Here is a 24,617-nt window from a genome sequence, read left to right on the forward strand (position 1 = left end):
AACCAATGGATAAACATTCTAAAGAAACCAGAAGCTATAATATGTCAATGATAAAAAGCACCGGCACAAAACCCGAAGAAATGGTGCGAAAGTATTTATTCTCCAGAGGGTTGCGTTACCGAAAAAATGTCAGGTCGTTGCCCGGAAAACCTGATATAGTACTGAGAAAGTATAAGACGGTAGTTTTTGTCAACGGCTGTTTTTGGCACGGACACAGCAATTGTAAGTACTTCGTTATGCCTAAATCAAACGTGGAATTCTGGCAGGAAAAGATTTCACGAACCATTATGAGAGATAATGAAGCTTATGACAAGCTTGCAGATTTAGGCTGGAATGTTTTAACAATATGGGAATGTCAGCTGAAGAAGAATCATAGAGAAAAATCTCTTGAGTATTTATATTATAACATTGTCAGAAATATTAAAGAATAACGGCGAATACTTAATAACAAAAGAAGCCTATGGATTACTCCATAGGCTTCTACTGCTTGTAAATATTGAATACTGTTCTGTCTTTTTTCTTTGCTTTCTCTACGAATTGCCCGGCTCCACCTGTTAAATGTGATATATAACAGATCACATACTGCGAATGCTCAATCAACCAATTATTCCTCCAAGAAATACAGAAACGCTTCGGTACATTTTCAATCCCTTCGGGATAGAGCGTTGGTGCATCTATTGGGTTTGATTTTTCATCAGGCAAGTAAGCATAACTAATTTCTGGGTGTTGAGGAGATAGCTCCTTTAGTGACGATAAGACTAATGAATCGAATCCACCTTGATTGCCAACCAAAAAATTAATTACGCCATATTCTGTTATCAGTTTTTCTATAGTATTAACCAATTCTGTTTTAATGTTGCCGGGAATATCCCTGTGACCGAAAAAGCAGCAAGTTTTGTTTCTCTCTGTCATTTTGAAACACCTCAAAGGTTGTTATTGATTATTATAACACAAATAATAACTTTTGTCTGCATAAAAAATAGGCGACAGCCCATAATGGACTGCCGCCGTTCTTATTTATGGAATCTGTTATATGCCTTTTCTGCATTATCTGCTCTGCGAGAATCCTCAAACGAGTAATCTCCGCAACGCTCATATACCCGCTCAAAGGCTATCGCCGCCGTTCGGGTATTGGTTTTAAGAAATTCGTTATAAGTGATACCGTTATAGTTCCCTCCGTAGTTTGCAAACTCGGATTTTATCGTCTTTTGCAGATACTCACACTGTTCTTTAACATTAGAGCCTTTGAATCCCGTAGGAGTATATCTTAGACACCATTGACACAAGCCGTAGAATTCATCACCGTTGTAGTGTCCGACAATGTTCCAATCGAGATTAAGTGTATCGCCGCCGCACTCTCTCATCATATTTCCGATAATGCCTGCGGCTACGCTATCAGAATATCCGTAGCTTTTAAGATAAGTCCACACTTGCTGGGCTGTATCACCCGTTGCAACAGTATTATTCCCTGAGTAGTAACCATATCCTAAGATTTCTTTGTTACCGATACTATACTGATTCTCGCACACCTTATCACCGCTATTGCCTTCGATTGTGTAAACTGTGCCGCCCTCGACTTTTTCAACGATACCCGTATGATCGCCACCACCATCAAGTCCGTCATCAGCCCAATCAAAGAAGATTATCATACCCGGTTCCGGTTCTTCCGAGCCATCAAGCCATTGGTCTTTGTTCTTAAACCATACAACTCCATCATCAACAACAGAATACTTTGGAATAGTACCGCTCTCAATATAACCGCACTCATTCGCACACCAAGAAACAAAGCAACAACACCATTCAACACGAGAGCTGAAACCGTACCAGCTCCAATAAGGTTTTCCGCCGACATTTCCAAGCTGCTCCTGTGCAATCAGGACAATATCGCTGTTCGAGCTTGTTACTCCGTTTAGAAGTTCACGCCATAGGTCGTTGTTCTCATCAGATAACAACTGCCGACACATTTTCTTCTGTTCCGCAGTAAACCCTTTATTGTTCATCATCGTTTCAAGGTCAACGTGAGAAACGGTTATATAAAGGGCTTTCTTTTGGACTTGCTTATTGACCTTTTTAACCTTGCCGTCTTTTTGTTTTTCCTCGACCTGTTCAGTTTCGGTGTACGTTTCTATTCTGTGGTCAATCTTATTGATCTCCCAAAAGAGATTGCGTATATATTCTTCCTTGCCTTCATCAAGGGTTACTACCTGTACTTCATCAGGATTGGCAGGGTGCGTATCTGTCATATTGTAAGCAACAGCGTAAATAGCAAGGACTTCCTTCCACTCAGCTTTTGAGCCGGACATAACGAGTTTATCGTGTGGGTTATCGGTCTTAATATCTGTAATCTTATCGTTAAACTCATTATTGATACGAGTAATAATGTTGTGCATAGTGTATTCACCATTATTTGCGTTAGCGGAAGCGAATAAGCCGTACACGCTCCAACATAAAAGAGCGATCATACAAATTATCAGGATCACGAGCAGTGACACCCAACCTCCGGCGATGATTGCAGAAATCAGTTTTTGCATAGCCGCTATAATAGCCTTGATAATCTTAATCAAGAGCTGTATAGCCGCTTTCGCTGCTTTGGCTGCCAACTTAGCCGCCTGTTGAGCTGCTTTTGCGGCTTTCTGCGCCGCTTTTGCCGCCGCCTTTGCAGATTTCTCTGCGGCTTTTGCGGCTTGCTTCGTAGTCTTAATAGCTGCCTTCGATGTTTTCTCTGCTGTTTTAACGGAAGTCTTGACGGTTTTGACTGTGCCTTTCTGAGCCGTCTTAACGGTTGCCTTGCCCGTGGATCGGGCTGATTGTTTAACCGTCTTTGCCGATGTTTTTTCAACGGTGCGAATGCTTTTACGTCCTGCGCTGTTGGTTGCCCGGATAGATTTCTCTGCGGATTTCTTGGCGGCGTTTTTAGAAGCTCGCTCGGCTGAGTTTTTAACCGTATCCTTTGCGGTATTCTCAGCCTTGTTCTCAACCTTCTTCTTAACTCTGTCCTCGATTTTTCGCTCAACCTTGTCTTTGACCTTCTCAGCGCCTTTGTTGACGGCTTTCTTCGTTTGATGTACAGTTTCTTCCGCCACTCGCTTTGTACCGGATTCCATACGATCAGAAGCGTACTCCGTTTCGTTATGCTCCTCCGGCTCGACGGAATGCTCCGCTTTGTCCTTTGTCTGTATATAGGCTTGTTTCATACGGCTGGCGGCAATCCTACCCTTATCAAGAGTTCGGATTGTTCCTTTGACCGTATCTCTTGTCTTAATATCAGCCAACTTTTAACCTCCCTTCGTAAACGCCCGTAAAGGGCAAATATAGTAAAATCAGGGGTAAAGGTATAATTACCCTTACCCCTTAAATACTGCGCCTAAAAAGCCGCATAAACACTGGCTTTCTAACTATCACTTTTTCGACTATTCAGCCGCCTTTTTCGTGCGTATTCAGCCTGCTGCTTTTTATACCTGAGTTTGGCGCATTTCTCGCAAAAAAGCTGATTATACCTCCGCTTTACAAACGGCAGCTTACAATCCTTACAGTAACTAATCTTTTTAGGATCAAGTATCTCCGCTTCAAGCGTCGGCTCAGTTGGTAAAACTGCTACCCGAAAATAGTTGCAGCACAGGGAGTATGAAATACTCTGTACGCAAACACACGGATCATCGTCGTCGAGAAGCAGACAGTTTCCGTCCTGATAGTTAGCGCATAGATGTTTTAGCAGCTTATTGGCTCGGCGACGTTGCTGAATGTTCATTCGTGGTAGCATAATATCACCGCCTTATCTTGTCGTCCGTTTTGCTACTACAACAAGCCTACCGTTGTTATTTGTGTATTCGCAGGTAGCGAGCGTCAGGAGCTTGTCACCCTGTTTAGCTGAAATGCCTGTTTCGTAGAACGACAACGCCTTGCATTTGCTGATAAAGGTGCTGTAATGCTCGGCATCATAAGCATTGACAAACTCGTAAAACTTAAACGTGTTCTTATCGCTCTCGTCAACAGGAACAGCGAACACGGCGAGAATGTCATAGCTTGCTTTCTTGTTCAGCGTATCAAAGCTGATCGTTTTATGCGACGACCAATAATCCTTGCTGCGATAATTCTCAAGTCCCGCAAACATAGAGCCGTCGTTCATATGGTGAGCGTAGATGATTACGTTATCCGAGGGAGCGTCAACATCGCAATTCGCCTGAACATACGGACAGCCGTACACCGATTCATTTTTGTAGAAATCGTGGTTGAGGTAGTAGTCGGGGAGCTTCTTTGTCTGCATTACAGGATAGTTAATGACAGAATCATTAATCTTTACCCAGCCTACCATATCGGGGTTAGCGCTTGGATTCATAGTGGTAGTGTAGCTCTGTGAGTTACCTCCGCTTGTCCCGCCTGTGCCACCGATTCCGCCGCCACCGACAGGAGTATCATCTGTGTATGGATTGACAGGTGCTTTTGTTGGTGTCGGTGTTTCGCTTTCCTCCGTAGCCGAAACTTCTTCGGCTACGGTTTCATACATCTTCTTGTTGTTGTCAGATTCCACTTTGTTCTTGATGTGGAAATAGGTGCTGACACCGCAGACGGCGATCAGCACTGCAAGTCCGATAATAAGAATTTTCTTGCTCATAACGGTCGTCCTTTCTTTATGCTGCCGTGCCTTCACCCGGCTTAGTAGTCATCAGCTTGTAGAGCTTGGTGTTCTTGGGGAATTTATTTGCGAACGGTACAAGGGAGCTGCCGACCTTAATCAAGCCGTGTCCCGCGTCAACATTCGTGATATACGAAAGCTGTAAATCGGAAATGTTAAGCAGCCGTGCAAGCTCCTCTCTGTCGGTGGAAGCCTGATTGAGCATTACAATAAACTCTGAGTTTGCGAGCATTGTACGGGCTGTATGGCTCTGGAGCAGGTCATCGACGTTCTGAGTGATACCTGTCGCAAATGCGCCGTACTTACGAACACGCTTCCAAAGGGTAAACAGGAAGTTTGCAGAATATTCGTGCTGGAACAGGAGGTAGATTTCATCAATAAAGATGAAAGTTGCCTTACCTTTTGCCCTGTTTTGCGTGATACGGTTGAGAATGCTGTCCATTACGACCAGCATACCGATTGACATAAGCTGCTTACCGAGGTCGAGAATATCGTAGCAGATAAGGCGGTTGTCGGTATCCACGTTTGTCTGCTTGGCAAAGGTGTTAAGAGAACCGTCCGTAAACAGCTCAATCGCAAGGGCGATACTCTGTGCTTCCGGCTCCTCCTGTCTGAGCAGTTCTTCACGGAAGTCCTTTAAGGTCGGCACTTTTCCCGTGTAGTTTCTCTGCTGATAGCCACGGTACACATTGGCGGTGCAACGGTCAATAATGGACTTCTCCTTTGCGCCGAGGGGGACAAACTGTTCGCAGAGGGACATAATAAACTCGGATTTGAGAATGACAGGGTTAGCGCCGTCGCCGTACTCCTCGGACATATCCATAGCGTTGATATGGTTTTTAGAGGTAGCTGAGATATTGATAACCTCGCCGCCGAGAGCATTGACAAGTGCTCCGTACTCACGCTCAGGATCTACGATAATAACATCAGCGCCCGTTGCGAGAATGATATTTACAATATCGCCCTTTGCAAAGAACGATTTACCACCTCCGGATACACCGAGAACGAAGGCGTTGCCGTTCAGGAGTTGTCTGCGGTCAGCGATGATCATATTCTTTGAAATGACGTTCTGACCGTAATAGATACCGTTTTCGTGGAATACGTCTTGCACACGGAACGGCATTAGGACGGACAGCGATTCGGTAGTCAATGTACGGAAGCTGTCGATCTTGCGAACACCGAAAGGCATTGCGGTATTCAGACCGTCCATCTGCTGAAATTTCAGGGTAGAAAACTGACAAAGGTGTTTTCTCGCCGTAGTCAGGATAGCTTCGGTGTCATTGTCAAGCTGTTCCTTTGTATCCGCAGTGTGTACCATCGTCAGCACGGCGAACATCATACGCTGGTCACGGGTAGTCAGGTCATCGAGAAACTCTTTCATTTCCTTCTTCTGCTGTTCCATATCATAGGGAACGGTAGCAGAGAAGTTGTTGTTGGAGTTCTGACGGCGCTGCCAATTTGTAATATTGGTTTCAACGCCGAGCAAGCGGCTCTCCGCTTCTCTCACGGCTTCATCAGTCGGAACAGGGATAACGTCGATTGACAACATCAGATTACGGTTAAGCTCGGTAATCTCGGAAATCATACTGTCCTTGATGTAGGACGCATACTCACGCATAAAGAGCACTCTGCCGTATCTGTCGCCAATCTTGAAATAGTCCTTTTCAAACTCCATAGAATCGGGACAGATATAGTCCTTGAAGCTGTGTCCTTTCTTGCGGTTTTCCTTGATGTCAAAGTGATAGCTGCTTTCCTCGCCGACACGATAGAAATCGTGAAAGATACGAAGGCGCTCCTCAACATCAAGCTCCGTACACTTACTGCCGAGCTTACTGAGATGGGTAATCATATCATTACCGACACGGCTGAAATAGGTGCGGGCATCCTCGATATTCTTCTTGCAGACAGATACCGTGATGTACTTGTCCTGAACCATCGAATTTGCGCCCGTCGCCTTGTCGAGCAGCATTTGATTGTATTCCTTGCGATATTCGTCAAGGTAATCGCCCTTGAGCGGAATGAGGATTGACTTCTCAAAGTCAAGGCGGTTAAGCCTGCGGTTGTTAATGGTAATCTTGGTCGTCGCTCCGCTGTCAAAGCTGTTGAGCAACTCGGAGTATTCAAGGAACATTTCTTCCTTATCCTCACGGGAAGCGACGGCGTAGTTAATATCGGTAAATTTGAAAGTCTTGGTAAACTTGTCCTTGCCGATCTGGAAGATACCGTCGTCGTAAATAGCAGTGATTGGGATAACGTCCTGAACGCCCTTCGGCACGACAAACTTCTGCCTGTCCTGTTTACCAATTTGTCTGAGTGTTTTAATCATTGGCTTTCATAGCCTCCTTTTCCTTTTGTTCAATTACGGGCTTCATCAGCTCGTAGTAGGTATTTGTGGATTTGAACGTCAGCTTTTTAGGGGTAAGAAATTCAGACTTTACCCAAGCAATGACGAATTTCTCGGCGGTCATTCCGTTGTACTTTACAAAGCCCAGCGCTGCAAACGGAGCTGCGGCGAGAATACAAATCCAAGACGTGGTTTCTGTACCCAGCGTAGGCTTTAACAGAAAGAATACGGCAACCGCCACCGCTAAAGCACAGGCAGAAAAAATGATCTGTCTAAGCGACAGACCAAAGAATACTGCTTCTGTGTAGTTGCGGATTTCTCTGTTTATCTTAACTTCCATTAAGCGTAAATCTCCTTTCTTTCCGGCGGGCATCTTCTATTTCTTCTTTGCAAACACATTCTTCCGCAAGGCATTTTACTTTACCTCTGCGTCTGCCGCCGAAGTACAAACAGTATTTGCAATTACAATCTTCAAGGGTATAGCCCTCAAATTTGTTATATATTTTAGTGTTGTTCTTCATTTTGCTTACAGTCCCATCATCTCACGGATAATACGATCAGACATCTTAACCGTGCCGACAAGCACAAGCATATTGAATACCAGTTCGCCAATGTACGCCCATACCATCGTGACAGGAGCGGCGTCGCTCGCAACAACAGGCGGCGAAGAAACGAACAGCGAGAAGATTATGCAGGCTAATACGATAACTGCACCTTCTAAACAGACGGCACAGTAGCTTTTCAAAAAGCTCTTGCCGACATTCTGCGTCGGTTCTCCGGCAAAGGTGGATAACGGAATGGGAGCAATAGCTGTGTACATATACAGCTTGAAGAATCTGCCGTACACGCTCATAATCATAATGAAGGACATTACGGTTATAAACAGACCACCAATAAGCGTTACTGCCCAAAGCGGTATGCTCTCCCAAAAGCCGCAGTTTTCAATAGCGGATACCAATTCGTCCGGCAATACAGTATCTGTTGCCGATGAAACACCTGCTGATGTCATAATCTGAGATATAGCGCTCTGAACAATGCCAAACAAGGTAGTCATCAATTCCATACCTTGCGTAACAACAGCTTTTGCCAAGATGAATCGGACAAACAGCTTTACGGCGTGTTCCGGTTTCTTCAAGTCCGTGAAGCTGCCACAGGTCTTTACCACACCGATAACAAAGAACAGTACAAGCAAGCCAGTACCGATACCCTGCATAGCCGTGTTGACGTTGGTAATTGCAGTCCAGATACCACCGCCTTTGAAATTCTGCGGCGAGGTCAGAATCAGGTTCCAAAGCTCCGTCACTTTGCCATTCCAAGTGTCGAGTGCGTTCTGTAGATTACCTACAACCCAATTATCGGACATTTAAGCACCTCCTTAATTTATTCGGGGTATGGCCGTGAAAGCAGCCATACCCCTCGTTCTGGTTAAGAGCCGATAATGAGGTTGAGGATTTCCTTTGCAAAGGTGATGATGACACCGCCCGCAAGGGTTAAAAAACCGTTCGCTCTCTGTGACGGATCGTGTGATTTGAGCGAAAGACCAATCTGAACAACGCCGAAGCCTGTCAGAATAAGACCGATCGCACGGATAAGACCGAAGATGAAGGTGGAAAGGTTGTTGACTGCGGACAATGCGCTGTTGCCGTCCGCAGCAAACGCCGTTACGGTAAAACAGCTCACAATGAGCATAACCGCAATCACGACGGCACAGTAGGTGCGAAAACCTTTCTTGACCTTACCCTTCATCGGCAGTCTGTTAGTATATGAATGGTTGTTGAATAATCTCATTATTTTTTTCCTCCTGTATAAGATTAAATTTGATTTGTAAGTCCTCCTCGGACAATAACTCATAGCTCGTTTCGGATAAATCGAAATCCAAAATCTGCTCGTCCTCGACATTTCCATCAATAACTATGGTGGCAATATCGTCTTTAACTTCGCCGTGTCTGTAAACGTCGGCGTGACCGTCAGCCGTCAAACTGACATTAGGATGCTTCAAGATGTCAAACTTGAAGTCCTTTATCGGACGCTCACCTCTGATAAAGAGGATTGCGTATTGATTATCAAGTAACCTGACCTCATCAGGTGTCATAAGCTCTCTGCCGCTTATTTGATAATTCGTTGAGTAGTTACCGCTGTGACCTGTGGATTTGCCATAGGTGTTGGTATCTATCGTTTCCTTGCCGAGCAGCTCAGAAACATACTTGTGCGTACTCTGTTCGTTGCCGCCGAGGTAAAGAAACTCGTCGCAGTTGCCGACAATGCTTTCCCATTGCTTTTCAAACAGCGCCTTGAGCTGTGCCAAGTTCTGTAGAATAATGCTGACCGAAACGGCACGGGAACGCATAACCGATAGTATCTTATCGAAATCATCGGGGAGCGAGACATTCGCAAACTCGTCCATCAGAAAATGGACGGGAACCGGAAGCGCTCCGCCGTGTATGTGGTCGGCTGAATAGAATAGCTGTTGAAACAACTGCGTATAAAGTATAGATACCAAGAAATTGAACGATGAATCGTTATCGGGTATCAGCGCAAACAGGGCGACCTTTTTCTCGCCAAGCGAGGGTAAGTCAAGCTCGTCCGTAGATGTCATAGACGCAAGGCTTTCAAGGTTAAATTTTTCGAGCCGTGCGGCAAGCGTAATCTGAATAGACTTTAATGTTTTGGCTGATCCTGAGTGATACGAATGGTAATATTTGAGGGCGATGTGTTCAGGACTGACGCTTTCCAAATCTCGGAACAGATCGTCGAGTGCCGACGGAGCGTTAGTTTCCTCGTCCTCAATCTCTGCTGCTCTCAGCATTTCCATTACCATAGCGAAATTCTGTTCATCATCCGGGGCTTCGTAATGAAGATAAAACACCAAAGCCAAAAGCAGCATTGAAGCAGCTGTGTCCCAAAAGGGATCATTGGACTGCGAGCCTTTCGGCGTGGTGGACTTAAACAGGTTTGTAACTAAACGCTGAATATCGTTGTCATCACGGAGATAAACAAATGGGTTATAGCAATGGCTTTTATCCATTGAAATCAGGTCAAGCACACGCACCTCGTATCCTTTTGCTTCCAGCAAGCCGCCTGTGTCACGGAGTATCTCACCTTTAGGATCGAGAATGACAAAGGACGTATTGCATTGCATAAGGTTTGGCTTACAGTAGAATCGGGTTTTACCAGCGCCCGATCCACCGCAGACCAACGTGTTGAGGTTGCGCCTGTGCTTCTGTGCGTTGATACCAATACGGACATTCTGCGTCATCAGCTTATTATCAGACGGCGGAGATTGACGGTACTTTCTATCAACGGCTTTTGCGTTGCCCCATTTTGCGGAGCCGTGTTCTTCTCTGCGACGGTAGTTCCTGCGTGTGGAAAAGTAAATGCCTATACCCACTGCGTAGGCGGTAAGCAAAAAGAGGACAATTTTTACACTGTCCTCACAAAGCTGTATTTGGAACGGGTGTTCAAAGGACTTCATCAGTCCTGTCACAATTTCCGTTAAGCCGCCTTTAACAAATGGAGCGATAAGCAAAGCAAGCCACACAACAGGAACAATACCGATCAGAGAAAGAATGATAGCTGACTTTCTGTCGCTATCTCGCATCGTCCCGGTTCCTTTCATATCTTCTACCTTTGCGGTAAGGGGCTTTACCGATTATAAGAATCAGCTCATCATACATATCCGTAGGTTTACCCTCGGCAATACGAGCGTTCCGGGAATCGTTAAGGGACTGAATGACGGCGCTGTGTTGATTATCATCAAGCTCAATATGATACATAGGCTCTTTCATAACAACACCTCCGTCCTTATCTCGAACGGTCAACAGAGCGTTCCTGCTGCTGGCGGTAGATTTCCTCGGAAACACGGGAATGAATATCGCTCATAGCCGTCCTCATCTTGGACAACTCAGCACGGACTTCCTTCGGCTCCTTATCCTTCCACTGTGCCGGAATACGGTCAATCGCAAAGGACTTGGCTTCAACGCCGTACTTCTTGCAAATCATATAGCCGACGCATACAGCCTGATAACTCATATCCTTACGGCTAAAGCTCTCGCTGCGAGTTGAAAGCTCTGCGTAGCCGAGTTCCAGGGCAACGCCCTGAAAGAGAGCAACGCTGTTATTAACGTGTCTTTTTACAAGAAGGGTATTCCTGTCGTTGTCGTAAAAGGCAACGGCGTTAGGATCTGTCAGATTGTCTACGCTTTCAAAATTGACGGGTGCAGTACGCAGCATAATCTTTATAAGATTCTGCGGATCACGATTAACCGTAGGCGATGACGGGCGCTTGCCGTTGGTCTGAGATACGTCAAACACCTTTTTGACGTTATACGAAACGCCCTGCGTTCCGTCAGCTCTGGTGAAGTCAACAGGCTCAAGAATAGAAATGCTCTTTGCGCCTTTCTTGATACGGACGTTATCATCACGCCAACCGTCAAAGTCCTTGAGCTGAGTAGCTTCGGGACACTGCTTATAGATAAGCAGGGCGTTAGCCGCCGAGTATCTGTCCATACGAGCCTGTGTGTCAAGATACTTCTGCATTTCAGCAGGGGTGTTCAGGATGTCAGTAACAGCAGAATCAATGAGCTGATATACGCCTTTCTTTTCATCTGCCTTGAATTGCTTGTAATCTTCAGGCGAGAGCTTCGGCTTATTATAGTTGCCGCCGCTTCTCTTTGCCTTGAAATCATTGGTCATAGATTTTACCTCTCTTTCGATTTGTAATGCTTAGCCTTTTGTTTTTTCTTAGGCTGTTTGTGTTTGGTCTGTCTGTTTTTAGAAGGAGTTTTCTTCTCCTGCGTGTGCTTAGGCTGATAGCGTTCTGCTTCTTTCTTCTGTCCTGCGGCGTGTTCAGCCTTATAGCGTTCCAGCTTTTCCTTTACGGAAGGCTTTTTGCCGTCGGACTTGGAATCACCCTTATCAGCTTTCGTATCGTGTGCGCCTGAGCTGTGCCTTGACGGAGGGTTTTTGTCCGTCTTGGCGGCGTCGGGGTTTTCGTGGGCATTCTCCTTCTTCTCGGGAGGAGGTGCCATCGCTTCCTCGACAACAATATCTTCTTTGGACTTGACGGGTTTTTCGACCTGTACTTCCTCACGGTCGGCTTTCTTTTTCTCAACTTCCTTAACGATAGAAGCCTTGTCAACCGTAGAGAATTCAAAGCGGTCAGCGATACGTTGAATTTTTGAAGCGTCCTCTGCACGGGCGATTACATCGACCGTAGCATTTGGATCGTTGCTGTTCTTATCACGGAGAACAGTGTATAGAACGCCGTAACGCTTCGCCTGTTCGGTAAACTTTTTCAAGTCCTTATTCTTGAAGGTAAAGACCTTCAAGGGGCTGCCTGATTTAATCATCTTTGACAGTCGCTCTTTGCCTTTGGTTTTGGATTCCTGTTTCAGCGTCGTAGCGAGTAACGGGACTAAATTCTTAATGCCCGTACCCGTCAGCTTAACAACTTCCTCAAAGCCTTCAAGGTAAAGTCTGACTATCATTTCGGCAGCTTCACCGCCGTTGTTCATATTTTCGGCTCTCCTTTCTTCTGTTTTTATCTTCCTCCGCAAGAACCTTGTCGAGATTGTCCTTCATAACGCCTGACCTCTCGGCGATGCCCTCGCAGAGCTTCACTTCCTTGCGAAGTGACCGGAGCTTCTCTGTGATTTGAGAAATCTTTTCCTTTGCCTGTGACAGCTCAACATCATCAATCTTTCTGCGTGTAATTTTTCGGAGGTGTGTTCTGTCGGCAGTTAAGGATTTGATCTCGTCCTCAACAGAAGATTTATATTGAAAAAGCTGCTCGTCGGTCTGAATACCGTGCTTTCCGAGCAGCCTTGTCTGTTTGCTCAATTCATCGAGCTTCAAGAGTTCTTCCTTGAAGTAGTAATGAATCTGAGCGCTGTTTAGTTTTCGGTATCTCGGCAGCTTACCGAGCCTGTAACAATAGTAAAGATACATACCATATAAGCCGCCGATTTTCCGTATCTTATCTCCCCGTGTAGGAAGTCGGTACTGTCGGCTGGCTACCGTGAGCCGTGTGTATCTGTGCATACCGACACGGTTACGGTTTTCTGCTAAGCGTTGGGTGATGGCTTCGTTTGTATAATCATTGCCGAGCCGATACAAACGGATTGATTTGGTGTAGTCGGGCGGCTTGACCGTCCAATACTTTATCCTCGGATTAAAGTTGTAGCCGTAGCCCATATCTTTCAGAGCGTCTTGAAAATCCAACATATTTTTGCTGTGTTCAAGAGCGTGGTCGATTACCTCTCTGATTACCGTGTATCTATGGGGCATACCTGCTTTTTCCAGTTTATCGTAGTAGTAATTGGTGGGACGCTCAAATTTTGGTTTAGGATTGAAATACAATCCATATTCTTTACATACCTCGTCTGCAACGTGGCGAAAATAGTACCATCGTTTTTCGTTATCGACCAACCTTTTACCATCAACAAATGAAACGCTATTTATCACGAAATGACAATGTAGATGATGGGTATTTAAATGACACGTCACTACAACCTGAAATCTGTTGCCCCACATTCGTTTAGCAAATTCCATTCCCACTTGTTGCGCCAGCTCAGGGGTAATGTCTTGCTCTTTGAAACTCATATATCCGTGGTAGGCTTGAACGCCGTCTGTTTTGCCAAAATATTCTTTGGTCGTTATGAATTGGTCACGAGCAGTTGAGGGATTGCAGTTAATACCCTCAACAAAAAACTGCTTCTCGGTTTTTTCCTCATCTTTTGCGTAAGTGAGAACATCGGCAAGTGCCTGATACTCTTGCTCATTATATTTCGGGTTGCGAGTTTTCTTTGGATTATTGGCGTAATCAATTACCTTTCCCAAATTTGACTTGACCTCCCACAACTTGCTTACTGCCATTTCAAATCCGTTTTGTCAGGGCGTAGGAATACGCTCTCAATATCCGCTTGAAATTTGTGCCAACGCTCCGCTTCACGGTAAAGCATAGGAGCGTCAACAAAGCCGAGGGAGTTTGCTTTTGCCGCAAGCTGATTGACATTGTTGCCGATAGCGGACAACTCACGCATAGCTTCAAAAAAACGCTCATCGGGTTTCTCTTTCGGAGCGTAGCCTTTCATAAGCAGGCGAATAAGAGTGCTTTCGTTCATACAAGTCATAGCCGCCTTGCGCTGCCAATCCTCACGCTCCTCTTTTGTCAGGCGTATATGCTTATCATAACTTCTCCTCATTTGTATCATCTTCCTTTTTTTCCTTCATCTCGTAATGATTCAGGCGGTTAATCTGGAGCAGGCACATCACCATAACTCCGAAAAATCCGCCGACGAAACAGCCGAGTATGAATAAGAGTATTCCGTTCATATTGTCAGTCCTTTCTTCACGGGGTATTAGGGGCAGCCCCTAACAAGCGTTTTACTGTTTTATCCGCTTCGTGGATACAAACAGTCTGCTTGCTAAGATTGTGCATCTCATATAGGGGCTGCCCACATCATCAGATTTATCTCTCTACATCGTGTTCTTTGGGTTTAACCGGATAGGCTTTAATCTGTCCGTTTTGCTTGTAAAACCGTTCGGGATATTTGAATTTTTCGGAGTATTTCTTCGCCAAATCTTTCGGAAGGCTCTTGAAAGTTTCCGATTCTATCGGAGCATAGGCGATAAAGAAATCGCCGGCAATGATCTCGATCATTTCCTTGCTATGCTCGTCATAGACGGCTCTGTTCAAGGGCAATCGGTTCACCTTTCCTTCCTCGTTGCAGATGATAGCGACCTCATCTTCAAAGGGCATATATTCCTCAATATACCCGCCGACAAGCTGCTGCATTGCTTCAAGAGAGCTGTCTATGGAAACCGTTTTCGGGAGCTTGCCGACCTGAAAATAAAGGACGGTGATCTGATTCTTACCGATGGTATCCTGTGCCTTCTCAGGCTCAAAACTTATCTTCTTAAAGCCGAAACTATCGCAGTAGTAAAAGCCTTTTTCTGTGTTGTTGCTCTCGACAATCTCGACAACATCAGACACTGAAAGTGATCTGCCTGTATATCCTGCGGGGTGGTCGTAGTTGAATTTATGGAATACGCCTTCAAGCGAAGGACAGTCAACGTCACCACTGAAAATCTTGTCGTAAATCTCAGCCTTGACCATCTTACTGCCTGTGAGCTTTTGTACTTCGTCCAATCCGAAGAACATCAACCGCTTATCATCACGGTCGTGGTTGATTTGATAAATGTTAATCTTCATCTATCGTTCATCGTTCCTTTCTTTGTTTTTATGCTTGTGCATATTCAGTTGCAAACATAAAAAGTCGTTGAAATCCTTGCCCTGCGGGGGTGGTAACAGGGCGACCTTATAATCATTTTGAAGCCTGTTTTTGAGTGCAACGGCGGCTTCTCTGCCTTTTTCATCGTTATCAAAATGGATAGCGATTTGCTTTGTGTTTGGGTGATCCTGCAAGTAGTTTACAAGGGCAGCAGGCACTTTTACAAGCTCCTTATCCTTATTCGGAGAGTAGATTCCCGCAAGAGATAGCAGGTTATATTGACGGTAATCATAGCCCTTCATTTTCAATAATGTTGCGTAAGATAAAAGGTCAATGGGACATTCAAAAATGTGGACTGTATCGTTATTGCCATCTGCTATCCGAAAGGAATAGTGCTTGTCGCTGCCTGAACAATCGCCCAAAATTCTCATTCTACCCGTTGTCCGATATGAAGCGTATCTCGGTTTGTTTTCCTTATCAAAGCCCACAAAAACAACATTATGGTACGGAAGGCTCTCGAAAACTTTACCCTCAGATACGCATTTTGCAACAAGCTCCCGATCAATTCCTCTGCCGCAAAGATACCTGAAAATCACTCTGTTGGAAGCACTTTTATCGGGCAGAAGCAAGAGCTTCGGCTTGTTGTTTTTCTTCTTATCGGCATACACGGGCGGCTCTGCCGCACATCTGCCTACGATGGTTTCAACAGCTTTTGAAAACCGTAAACCTCGTACTTTAACAAGGTAGTCGAGAGCGGAATAACCTCCGAAACCTCTCGACCACCAATACCATTTGCCGTTGGAAATCTTCAAACTGTCGTGGCTGCGGGTGCAGTAATTGTCGCCGGAGATCTTCACAAGTTCCTGCGGCTCATAGTTCTGCAAGTACGTTAGCAAATCCATTTCTCTCGCTTGGGCGACAGCCTGAGCGTCAACATACGGCATAGCCGTTATCTATCGTCGAGTGCCTGACTTTTCATTTCACGCACCGCCGAAGTCGCACGGTCTTTGATGGTTGCACGGAGCATATCGTTGTAGCTCATATCGTTATGCAGCCATTCGCTGTAAAGTTCATCAAGCGGATGTTTCAGTCGCAGAAGCGCTCTTGCTTCCGTATTGGTGAGATTGCCTTCGCTGATGCTGCACACCAAATCCTCCTTGATAACTTTTTCATAGGCACGGCTCAATGCTTCGTGAGCGGGGAGCTTTTCAAGCTCCTCGTTAAATTCTCTGTTCTCCTGAAGCACTCTCTTTCTGAGAAGCTCGTTATAGTTTTTGTCAGTCATAGTAGTAAAATCCTCCTTATCTGTTTCGGTTGTCCCTGTTTTTTTCAGGTGAGTTATCGCCCTCGTCAGGCTCGCCGCCGACAACAGGAACATCGCCCTTGTTCATATCGAGAAGGGCGTTCAGCTCGGTCAATCGAGCCATCTTCTGTCTGAGTTCGTCCTCTTGGGCGAACGGTTTTTCAACCTCTGTCTTTGCGGTTTCAAGCTGAGTTTTCAGATTTTCAAGCTGTTCCTCCGCTTTGACAATGCGTTTTTCGATACCGTCAATGGCGTTATCCAGTCGGGTAATATTACCGATATTATCAATGCCGAGTGAAACGTGATGTGACGCTGCTCCTTTGAGCGTTACAACATAAGCCCGCTCAAAGCTGTCAAAACAAACGTCCATTTTGAAGCCACGGTAGCAGCCCATCAGTTCATTGTCTGCACTCATTTTCGCCTTGCAAAACTCAATGATTGCTTTACCTGCTTCGGCTTTATCAGCGTACTCAACGCCATTGATCGTCATACCGACAAACTTATCATCGACCTCTTTCGGGTGAGCTTTCTGAGTTTCCAAATCAGCTTTCAATCCCTTGATCTTTTCAGTCTGCAAGGCGATTTCTTTCGGATAGAATTTGATTATCTTGTCCTCAAGATCGTACTTCTGAGAGAGGTAATAGGATTTAAGCATTTTCAGCTTGTTTACCTGAATATCCAAATCCATCTTCTCTTTGATGTACGGATTGCCTGTCGCCAACATCTTAATCTCGGCGTAAGAAAGTGCGGTGTCATCAATATCCTCAGCGGAACGCACAGGAGATTTTGAGGTCATAATCTGCGCCGAAAACTTTTGCTTGCCCTCGACAAGCTGATACATATATGCGTCAAAAGTCTGCTCCGTAACATAACGGTAAATGTGAACATCGGTGTTCTCGTTACCCTGTCGGATAATACGTCCCGAACGCTGTTCAAGATCGCTCGGTCGCCACGGACAATCAATATCGTGCAAGGCTATGAGCTTATCCTGAACATTGGTTCCGGCACCCATTTTTTGAGTTGAACCAAGTAAAACTCTGACTTCGCCCTTACGGACTTTTTTGAAAAGCTCTTGCTTCTGCACCTCGGTTTTAGCTTCGTGAATGAAGCAGATTTCGCTCTCCGGCACACCTCGCTCAATCAGCTTTTTGCGAATGTCCGTATAGACGGAAAATTCATCTTCCGACTTTGGCGTAGAGAGGTCACAGAACACAAGTTGCGCTGATTTCTTGTCTGCGTTTTCTTCCCATATCTGATAGATGTTATTGACGCAAGCATTGATTTTACTTCCCTCAAAGTCAGGGAGCATAGGACTAATCATACGCTGGTCAAGAGCGAGTTTTCGCCCATCATTCGTGATCTTGAGCATATTATCTACGCTCGGATCGACGCTACCACCTCTGACTTTATCGGCTCGCTCCGCAAAACTCTCTACCATTTCCTTCTGATAATCAGACGGCTTCACGGCAACATTATGATAGTGGGGAGTAGGCGTCGGCAGATTTAAAGTGTCTGCCGTCCGTATATCAGCCACCTGTTTGAACATTGCCATAAGTTCGGGAAGATTGTAAAACTTTGCAAAGCGGGTTTTCGTTCTGTATCCCGTGCCTTCGGGCTTCAACTCATAAGCGGTAACGGTTTCACCGAAAGTGGAAGCCCAAGCGTCGAAGTGCTGCAAGCCGTTTTCTAACAGTGTATTGTACTGTAAATAGCGCTGTATGGTGTACAGCTCGACCATAGAATTGCTTATCGGCGTTCCCGTAGCGAATACGGTTCCTCGACCGCCTGTCAGCTCATCAAGGTATCTGCATTTCATAAACAGATCTGAGCTTTTCTGCGCTTCTGTTTGAGCGATGCCGCCGACGTTACGCATTTTCGTTGCGAGGAAAAGGTTTTTATAGAAATGGCTCTCGTCAATAAAGAGCCTGTCTACACCAAGTTCCTCAAAGGTGACAACATCATCTTTACGGCTTTGGTCGTTGAGTTTTTTCAACTTCGTTTGCAGTGATTTACGGCTCTTTTCAAGCTGCTTGATGGAGAAGTTTTCTCCTTTATTAGCTTTGAGTTCCGCTATACCATCGGTAATGTCATCAATCTGCTGTTCGATTAAGGCTCGCTGTCGCTCTATGCTCATCGGGATTTTCTCAAACTGAGAGTGTCCGATTATGATAGCGTCGTAATCGCCCGTGGCTATTCTGCCGCAGAAACGTTTACGGTTTGCGGTTTCAAAATCTTTCTTTGTCGCCACCAGAATATTCGCCGCCGGGTAGAGCTGTAAAAACTCCGCAGCCCATTGTTCAGTGAGGTGATTCGGTACTACAAATAAAGACTTGGAGCATAATCCAAGCCTTTTGCTTTCCATAGCAGCCGCCGTCATCTCAAACGTCTTTCCTGCCCCAACTGCGTGTGCAAGTAGCGTATTGCCGCCGTATAAAATGTGGGCGACGGCGTTCTTTTGATGTTCTCGGAGTTCGATTTCGGGATTCATACCGCTAAAGGTAATGTGACTTCCGTCGTACTCACGGGGACGGGTACTGTTGAATTTTTCGTTGTAGAGTTTACAAAGCCGCTCACGGCGCTGCGGATCTTGCCATATCCATTCCTTGAAGCCTTCTTTGATAAGCTCCTGCTTCTGTAAAGCGATAGTCGTTTCCTTTTTATTCAGGACAGGTTTGCGTTTACCAAACTCGTCCTCTACATAATCAAAGATACGAACGTCACGGAGATTGAGGGTTTCTTCAATGATTTTGTAGGCGTTAATGCGGTCTGTACCGTAAGTACGGTACGCCTTGATATTCGTAGGATCATAGCTCTTTTTCTCGATGTTCCACTCGCTGGTATAGGGAGAATAATGGAGCTTTATATCCCACTGTGCGTAACGGGGCGTATCAAGAAACTCATAGATAAACTGCTGCACTATCTCAGGCGGTATCCAAGTAGCGCCGAGCCTGACGGATATTTCGGAAGCCGTCAAAGGCTCAGGCTGCACCTTTTCAAGAGCCTGAACATTGATAGAATATTCAGGCTTATTAGCCGCCGCAGCTCGTGCAATTTCAAGTTTTTCCCGGACATTACCGGAAAGATACTCGTCCGCTATCAGGTATTTGTCCTCATAATGCGGATTGCCCTCGTGCAACGGGTTCAGATAGATTACGCCTTTGAGTTCGTTGTAAATCTCCTGTTCGGATTTGCCTGTCAGCTCACGCATATAGTCCATATCGACCTCTGCTTTTTCTCCCATAGAAACGGCGAGCGCTTCGGAAGCTGTATCTACCGAGGTCACGGGTTTGTATGCTCTGACGGTACGCTTATAGAAAATATCCGCCTTGCGTTCAAGGTTGCCCTCATCATCAAGTACCTCTAATGAGGACAGGAGCGAATAGGAGCTGTCCCGTGAGAACGCCATATTATTGGCACGGCTGCTGATCAGTCCGTACTGTTTTGTGAAGCTGTCATACAGCGTATTCAGGCGTTCCATTTCCGCTTTTATCTCGCTGTCGGGATAATCTTCCGTCTGTAATTCCAACAGATGACGGACGGAATTGCGGATTTGAATTAAGCCCTTTATTCTGTTTTCAGCCGTCGCCGACATATCGACGGGCGACATTCGGCTGTTCTCTCTAAAGTAGATTACGTCGTCAAGCAGCGTGTATGAGAAGTTCCTGACAGTCGGATCAGCGGGAATAGAATTGTCTTCTTCCTCCAGCTCCTCGTCCTGCTCATATTCGTCAATCTCGCCGTGAATATTGGCTACGGCTTCATCGAGCAGGCTTTCAAGGTCTGCGTTTTCATACGGTACGCAGGTGGATTCCTGACCGAAACGCCCGGATACCATTTGCATATCACCGAGAATCATTTCGGGGTGCTGAACAAAATAGCTGTTCATTCGGATACCGTTTTCATCGGTATCAAGGTGTACCCAATCAGGTTCAATATCTACGATACGGTCACGCTTTTGAAGGATAAGAATATCCGATACTACCTCTGTGCCTGCGTTACCCTTAAAGGTGTTATTCGGTAAGCGGATTGCTCCGAGCAGCTCGGCTCGCTGTGCAATGTATTTACGCACAGCAGGACTTTCTTTGTCCATCGTGCCTTTAGAAGTTACCAACGCCATAACGCCGCCCGGACGGAGCTTGTCGAGGGATTTTGCAAAGAAGTAGTCGTGAATAAGAAAATGGTTTTTATCGTAACGCTTGTCGGCTACGCTGAAATCGCCGAACGGAACATTACCGACAACGCCGTCAAAGAAGCTGTCGGGTATCTCTGCTTCCTCAAATGGTTGTGCCGCAATAGAGGAACGCTGATAGAGCTGCTGTGCGATACCTGCGGAGATCTTATCAATCTCAACGCCGTAAACACGGCTGTTCTCCATACTCTGCGGCAGCATACCGATAAAGTTACCGATACCGCAGGAAGGCTCCAAGATATTGCCTTCCTTAAAGCCCATCTGTGCCATCGTCTTGTAGATAGCGGCGATCACAACAGGCGGCGTGTAAAAAGCCGTCAACGTGCTTTCTCTTGCGGAGTTATATTCTTCGGGAGATAGTAAGCCGTACAGCTCGGTAAACTCGTCCGACCAAGCTGAATTGTTCTCGTCAAACGCTTCGGGAATACCGCCCCAGCCGACGTACTGAGCGAGGATTTGTTGTTCTTCGGGTGTGGCAAATCTGTTATCAAACTCACACTCTTTTAAGACACGGATTGCTTCAACATTTCTGCGAAAACGTGCCTTTTTGCCAACTTCCTCAAGCTCAAAACCTTTTAGGTCAAAGGTGTGTCGGTCTGCCATAGGAATGTCAGGGTGAAGGTCAAAGGTCTGTGCCTTTGCTCTCGGCTGACGCTCCCAAGCGGGTGTGATTTCTTCCTGCTGTGCCTGTTGTTCTTCAATGGCACGGCGAACAAAACCAACTTTTTCAACCCTTACGATCGGGAAGCCTGTATCACTTTGAAAGGTAAGGTCTTGCAGGCTGACATCTCCGTACATATTGACTTTGATTACTTCAAATTCACGGTCGTCAAGCCGTATTCGCTTGCCAATCAAATCCTGATTTGCTCCGTCTTGTTCAGGAGCAGTCAAGTCGAAAGTGATAGAACGAAGCTGCGGCTCATTCCCGGATTGTTCCTGTTCCCGTGCAGCGTCATTAGCGTCTACATATACCTGTTGAATAAACGGATCATTGTTCAGCTTATCTTCATCGACAAGCTGACCGTTGACTATCCCTGCGTCCGCAAGCTGCTGACGGATAACGACAGGATCTATATCATCAAGAACATCGTTTACTTGCTGAACAGACGAATGCTCGTCAAGCTGTTGTTTCAGATATTCGACAAGCTCATCAACCTCGGGATTTTGCCAAGAGGGATCATCTGTCTTGATATAATCCTCAATGAAAGTATCCTTACCGTCGATACATTGAATAAAGTCCAGACTGCCGGGAAGTTCTTTGGTGTTCATCAAACCAAAGGCTTTCAATTTGTCGGCAGGCAATTCAAAGTAAGCCGACAGCGCTTCATCTCGGTTTTGATACTCTGTAACCTTAAGCGGTGCTGCTCTCAGATCATCGACAACATAATAGTGGTCAATAAAAGATCCGGGAGGACTGCTATACGGAGTATGCACTACCTCGGCTACATCGTCATCGGGTTCATAGAACGGAGCAAGTTCCTCATCGGACACATATATGAGGTCGGAAAACTCCATACCGTCCAAACCGTTCTCAACAATATCCTGCAAGGAATCATACTGCTCGGTACGGACTAAGGTGTCATCAACCCAAGTTTCAATGCGATAATCGACAAGATTTACATTGGCTGTGATTTCGTGCTGCTCGTCCTCTGTTGTTGTGTAACCGACGTTAATAGAGGATAAATCATCAGGTAAATCAGGAACATCCTCTACGCCAAACTCTTTTTCAATATATCCTCGTATAAGCTCTGACGCCCGATTCATCAGAATATCATACTCGGATTGCGGCAGTGGTTGGTCGATGATTTCAAAACGCTGTAACGGGTTAGGCAGCCTGTCGATAAAATCGTGGGGCATTGTATTACCGTCAGCATCCCTGTATAAATAGACCGCCATTTTCACATCAAAGGTGCTTTCCTCTTTGATGTCCCTTTCAAGCATTGTGGGATTGGTGTACTCAATAGAGTTCTCAACCTCGCCGGAAGCATTGAGGTAGTCAATTCTGCCAACAGGCTGGGACTGAATTGGCTCGTGTGCTCTGTCGGATTCCATAAGATAAAACTTACGGCTATGATTCTCGTCAATATTCGAGATACCGACCTTATGTCCTCTGTCAAGGAGCATATTCAGATTGGTTTCAAGCCTGCTTGCCGGAAATCCGCACATCTTAATATCTTCTTCGGAAGAAATCCTGCGCCTTGTTAATTGCAGCCCCAACGCCTGAGATACAATCTCTGCGTCGTCGCCCATAGCTTCCAAAAACTCGCCAATTCTATACAGAATGATGGAATCGGGGTTTTCATCCTTCAATTTGAAATACTCCTGCATAAGCGGATTGTATTTTGAATAGTCACGCTCAGTGCTTTCCTGTTCTTTTTCGGGGTGAATGGCGACCTTCAAATGGTCGTTCATCGGGTTTTCCTTGACCTTTGCGTCAAATTCAGCCCTCGGCATTTCCTTGTTAAATAACGGGAAACTCTTATCAAAGAGCATTACACGGTCGTCGTCAAGGGATATAAGCTCATACTCGCTTGCGCCGATATAAACCGACGCACCGAGAGTATATCTGTACTCATATTCAGTGGGTGCAGGCGCAGTCTTTTCTGTCGGCGGCGTGTACATCGCTTCACGGATTTCACGTTCTGCGGCTCTCTCTGCCCGTAGTTCTTCTTGCCGTTCAAGCCATTTCGGATAATACTCCTTTTCTTTCGGATTAAGATAGCGGTCAAGTTTGATAAGCTCGCCTATACGTTTTTCAACGTAATTCCAGGTGAGCTTTTGTTTGGGAGCGTTCTCACCATAACCGATACTCAATTCGATACCTTTACCGTCGTGCATTTCTGCAACGCCTGAGTATGGTACTGCGTTGGACGAGCCGCCCCAGCCGTATTCGCTTTTCAAAAATGAAATGTTTTCAGCTTTTGACAGTGACTTTTGAAACTGCTCATAAATCCGCAGCTTACCTTCGGATACACCGCTTCCTCTTGTAAGCGCTGCGTCGATAAGCTCCTGAGAAAAAGAAAAGGCAGGATTGTTACGTCCTGCCGATTCTGTAATGAGTTGTAGCTGTCCGTCCTGTGACGGTAAGGGTTTTATAGAGCTGTGCAGCATATCGAGCATTCGCATAGCTTCAAAGTGTCCGGCAACAGCGTCCCAACGATGAAAGCTCTGTCCTTCACGGCTGGGATAGCGTCCTTTCCAAATGAGCAAACCGTTCTCGTAGGTTTTATAACCTACACGGGTATCATCAGCAAGGATAATCTCCGTAAAATCATCGTTGAATATGCTGCGGATATACTCTGTACGCTTTTGAATATCTGAATAGCTTTCAAAATATCCTCTGATTTCTTCAAGGCTTGCCTTGAGGTGGGGTGTAGTAGCGAGGATTTCGTTGACAACTTCATCGACGCCGAAAAACGGGTGCTTCCTGCGTTCGCCTTCTTCGTCAAAGATGTTAAAATTGGTATCACCTCTAACAAAACGGTCATCGTCGGTGATAGAAGAAACAGGCTCATTTGACTGAGCCTGTTCATCGGGATTTAAGCGTAAATCACTTCCGCCTGCACGATCTCCTGCACCGAGTGTCTGAGGTTGTTCATCAGGCGTGTCCACTTCAACGGATCTGCCGCTTTCAGTTTCTCTGTCACGCCTTCCTGAGCTGCCATCTGTTTGAGCAGGCGTTCCTCCATCTCCAGCGCCCTCTGTTCGGTTTCCGCCAAGTGTTCGGTCAGCTTGCCCTTCGTCAGCAGATTGGTATAGAGGATTCTGCGCTGACGGTACAGATATTTTCTCCTCATCTGAGCGTACTGTCCCAGCTCCACCTTCGGCTGTTCGGGAAGCGTCAGGTTGGGAAGCAGATAATCGCCCTGCATTGTGTAAGTCAGTTCTGCCATCTTCAAAACTCCTTTCATTGTTTC

General features: G+C 45.8%; 21 protein-coding genes. 2 read left to right on the plus strand and 19 right to left on the minus strand.

The features are described from left to right. The first annotated feature begins 5 nt into the window (after positions 1-5). A complete protein-coding gene (locus AB1I50_RS10785; RefSeq protein WP_407724009.1) occupies positions 6-431 on the plus strand; it encodes a very short patch repair endonuclease in 426 nt (141 codons plus the stop codon). Positions 432-595: 164 nt separating this feature from the next. Beyond that, a complete protein-coding gene (locus AB1I50_RS10790; protein ID WP_407725342.1) occupies positions 596-661 on the plus strand; it encodes a hypothetical protein in 66 nt (21 codons plus the stop codon). 352 nt (positions 662-1,013) lie between these two features. On the opposite strand, the gene AB1I50_RS10795 is transcribed toward AB1I50_RS10790, so the two are convergent. The 19 genes from AB1I50_RS10795 to AB1I50_RS10885 all read right to left on the minus strand — a co-directional run bounded on the left by AB1I50_RS10795 (position 1,014) and on the right by AB1I50_RS10885 (position 24,593). Beyond that, positions 1,014-3,272, minus strand: coding sequence for a phage tail tip lysozyme (locus tag AB1I50_RS10795; RefSeq protein ID WP_407724010.1), 2,259 nt, complete (start codon positions 3,270-3,272; stop codon positions 1,014-1,016). Between the two features lie 119 nt (positions 3,273-3,391). Beyond that, positions 3,392-3,760 (minus strand): cysteine-rich VLP domain-containing protein, encoded by a 369-nt coding sequence (locus tag AB1I50_RS10800; protein WP_407724011.1) that lies wholly within the window; start codon positions 3,758-3,760, stop codon positions 3,392-3,394. A 12-nt stretch (positions 3,761-3,772) separates the two neighbouring features. After that, on the minus strand, positions 3,773-4,612 hold the full coding sequence (locus tag AB1I50_RS10805) for a class B sortase (RefSeq protein ID WP_407724012.1): 840 nt from the start codon (positions 4,610-4,612) through the stop codon (positions 3,773-3,775). 16 nt (positions 4,613-4,628) lie between these two features. Then, positions 4,629-6,959 (minus strand): VirB4-like conjugal transfer ATPase, CD1110 family, encoded by a 2,331-nt coding sequence (locus tag AB1I50_RS10810; protein ID WP_407724013.1) that lies wholly within the window; start codon positions 6,957-6,959, stop codon positions 4,629-4,631. Further along, the gene (locus AB1I50_RS10815; protein ID WP_407724014.1) at positions 6,952-7,317 is read right to left on the minus strand and encodes a PrgI family protein; all 366 of its coding nucleotides are present in this window, start codon (positions 7,315-7,317) and stop codon (positions 6,952-6,954) included. The genes AB1I50_RS10810 and AB1I50_RS10815 overlap by 8 nt, the downstream gene beginning before the upstream one ends. 186 nt (positions 7,318-7,503) lie before the next feature. After that, positions 7,504-8,340 (minus strand): VirB6/TrbL-like conjugal transfer protein, CD1112 family, encoded by an 837-nt coding sequence (locus AB1I50_RS10820; RefSeq protein WP_186833921.1) that lies wholly within the window; start codon positions 8,338-8,340, stop codon positions 7,504-7,506. A gap of 62 nt (positions 8,341-8,402) precedes the next feature. After that, the gene (locus AB1I50_RS10825) at positions 8,403-8,765 is read right to left on the minus strand and encodes a glutamyl-tRNA amidotransferase (RefSeq protein ID WP_407724015.1); all 363 of its coding nucleotides are present in this window, start codon (positions 8,763-8,765) and stop codon (positions 8,403-8,405) included. Next, positions 8,734-10,575 carry a VirD4-like conjugal transfer protein, CD1115 family gene (locus AB1I50_RS10830; protein ID WP_407725343.1) on the minus strand — a complete coding sequence of 614 codons (1,842 nt, stop codon included), beginning with the start codon at positions 10,573-10,575 and terminating at the stop codon, positions 8,734-8,736. Before AB1I50_RS10830 ends, AB1I50_RS10825 begins: the two co-directional genes overlap by 32 nt. Next, a complete protein-coding gene (locus tag AB1I50_RS10835; protein ID WP_407724016.1) occupies positions 10,565-10,762 on the minus strand; it encodes a hypothetical protein in 198 nt (65 codons plus the stop codon). The genes AB1I50_RS10830 and AB1I50_RS10835 overlap by 11 nt, the downstream gene beginning before the upstream one ends. Positions 10,763-10,778: 16 nt before the next feature. Beyond that, a complete protein-coding gene (locus tag AB1I50_RS10840) occupies positions 10,779-11,669 on the minus strand; it encodes an LtrC-like protein (protein WP_407724017.1) in 891 nt (296 codons plus the stop codon). 5 nt (positions 11,670-11,674) lie between these two features. After that, a complete protein-coding gene (locus AB1I50_RS10845) occupies positions 11,675-12,490 on the minus strand; it encodes a PcfB family protein (protein WP_407724018.1) in 816 nt (271 codons plus the stop codon). Beyond that, on the minus strand, positions 12,474-13,850 hold the full coding sequence (locus AB1I50_RS10850) for a relaxase/mobilization nuclease domain-containing protein (RefSeq protein ID WP_407724019.1): 1,377 nt from the start codon (positions 13,848-13,850) through the stop codon (positions 12,474-12,476). Before AB1I50_RS10850 ends, AB1I50_RS10845 begins: the two co-directional genes overlap by 17 nt. Then, positions 13,841-14,179, minus strand: a complete 339-nt coding sequence (locus tag AB1I50_RS10855) for a plasmid mobilization protein (protein ID WP_407724020.1) — start codon at positions 14,177-14,179, stop codon at positions 13,841-13,843. Before AB1I50_RS10855 ends, AB1I50_RS10850 begins: the two co-directional genes overlap by 10 nt. Beyond that, the gene (locus AB1I50_RS10860; protein WP_407724021.1) at positions 14,163-14,309 is read right to left on the minus strand and encodes a DUF3789 domain-containing protein; all 147 of its coding nucleotides are present in this window, start codon (positions 14,307-14,309) and stop codon (positions 14,163-14,165) included. The genes AB1I50_RS10855 and AB1I50_RS10860 overlap by 17 nt, the downstream gene beginning before the upstream one ends. Positions 14,310-14,445: 136 nt before the next feature. Then, positions 14,446-15,189, minus strand: a complete 744-nt coding sequence (locus tag AB1I50_RS10865) for a DUF3846 domain-containing protein (RefSeq protein ID WP_407724022.1) — start codon at positions 15,187-15,189, stop codon at positions 14,446-14,448. Beyond that, positions 15,190-16,152 carry a DUF3991 domain-containing protein gene (locus AB1I50_RS10870; protein ID WP_407724023.1) on the minus strand — a complete coding sequence of 321 codons (963 nt, stop codon included), beginning with the start codon at positions 16,150-16,152 and terminating at the stop codon, positions 15,190-15,192. A gap of 5 nt (positions 16,153-16,157) precedes the next feature. Beyond that, a complete protein-coding gene (locus AB1I50_RS10875) occupies positions 16,158-16,493 on the minus strand; it encodes a DUF3848 domain-containing protein (RefSeq protein WP_186833912.1) in 336 nt (111 codons plus the stop codon). A 16-nt stretch (positions 16,494-16,509) separates the two neighbouring features. Next, on the minus strand, positions 16,510-24,312 hold the full coding sequence (locus tag AB1I50_RS10880) for a helicase-like domain-containing protein (protein WP_407724024.1): 7,803 nt from the start codon (positions 24,310-24,312) through the stop codon (positions 16,510-16,512). Beyond that, positions 24,240-24,593: a TnpV protein gene (locus tag AB1I50_RS10885; RefSeq protein WP_186833881.1), complete on the minus strand. Its 354-nt coding sequence runs from the start codon at positions 24,591-24,593 to the stop codon at positions 24,240-24,242. The genes AB1I50_RS10880 and AB1I50_RS10885 overlap by 73 nt, the downstream gene beginning before the upstream one ends. Positions 24,594-24,617: the final 24 nt, after the last annotated feature.

Source organism: Ruminococcus sp. NATIVEDY161, assembly GCF_045819895.1.
Classification (GTDB): Bacteria; Bacillota; Clostridia; order Oscillospirales; family Acutalibacteraceae; genus Ruminococcoides.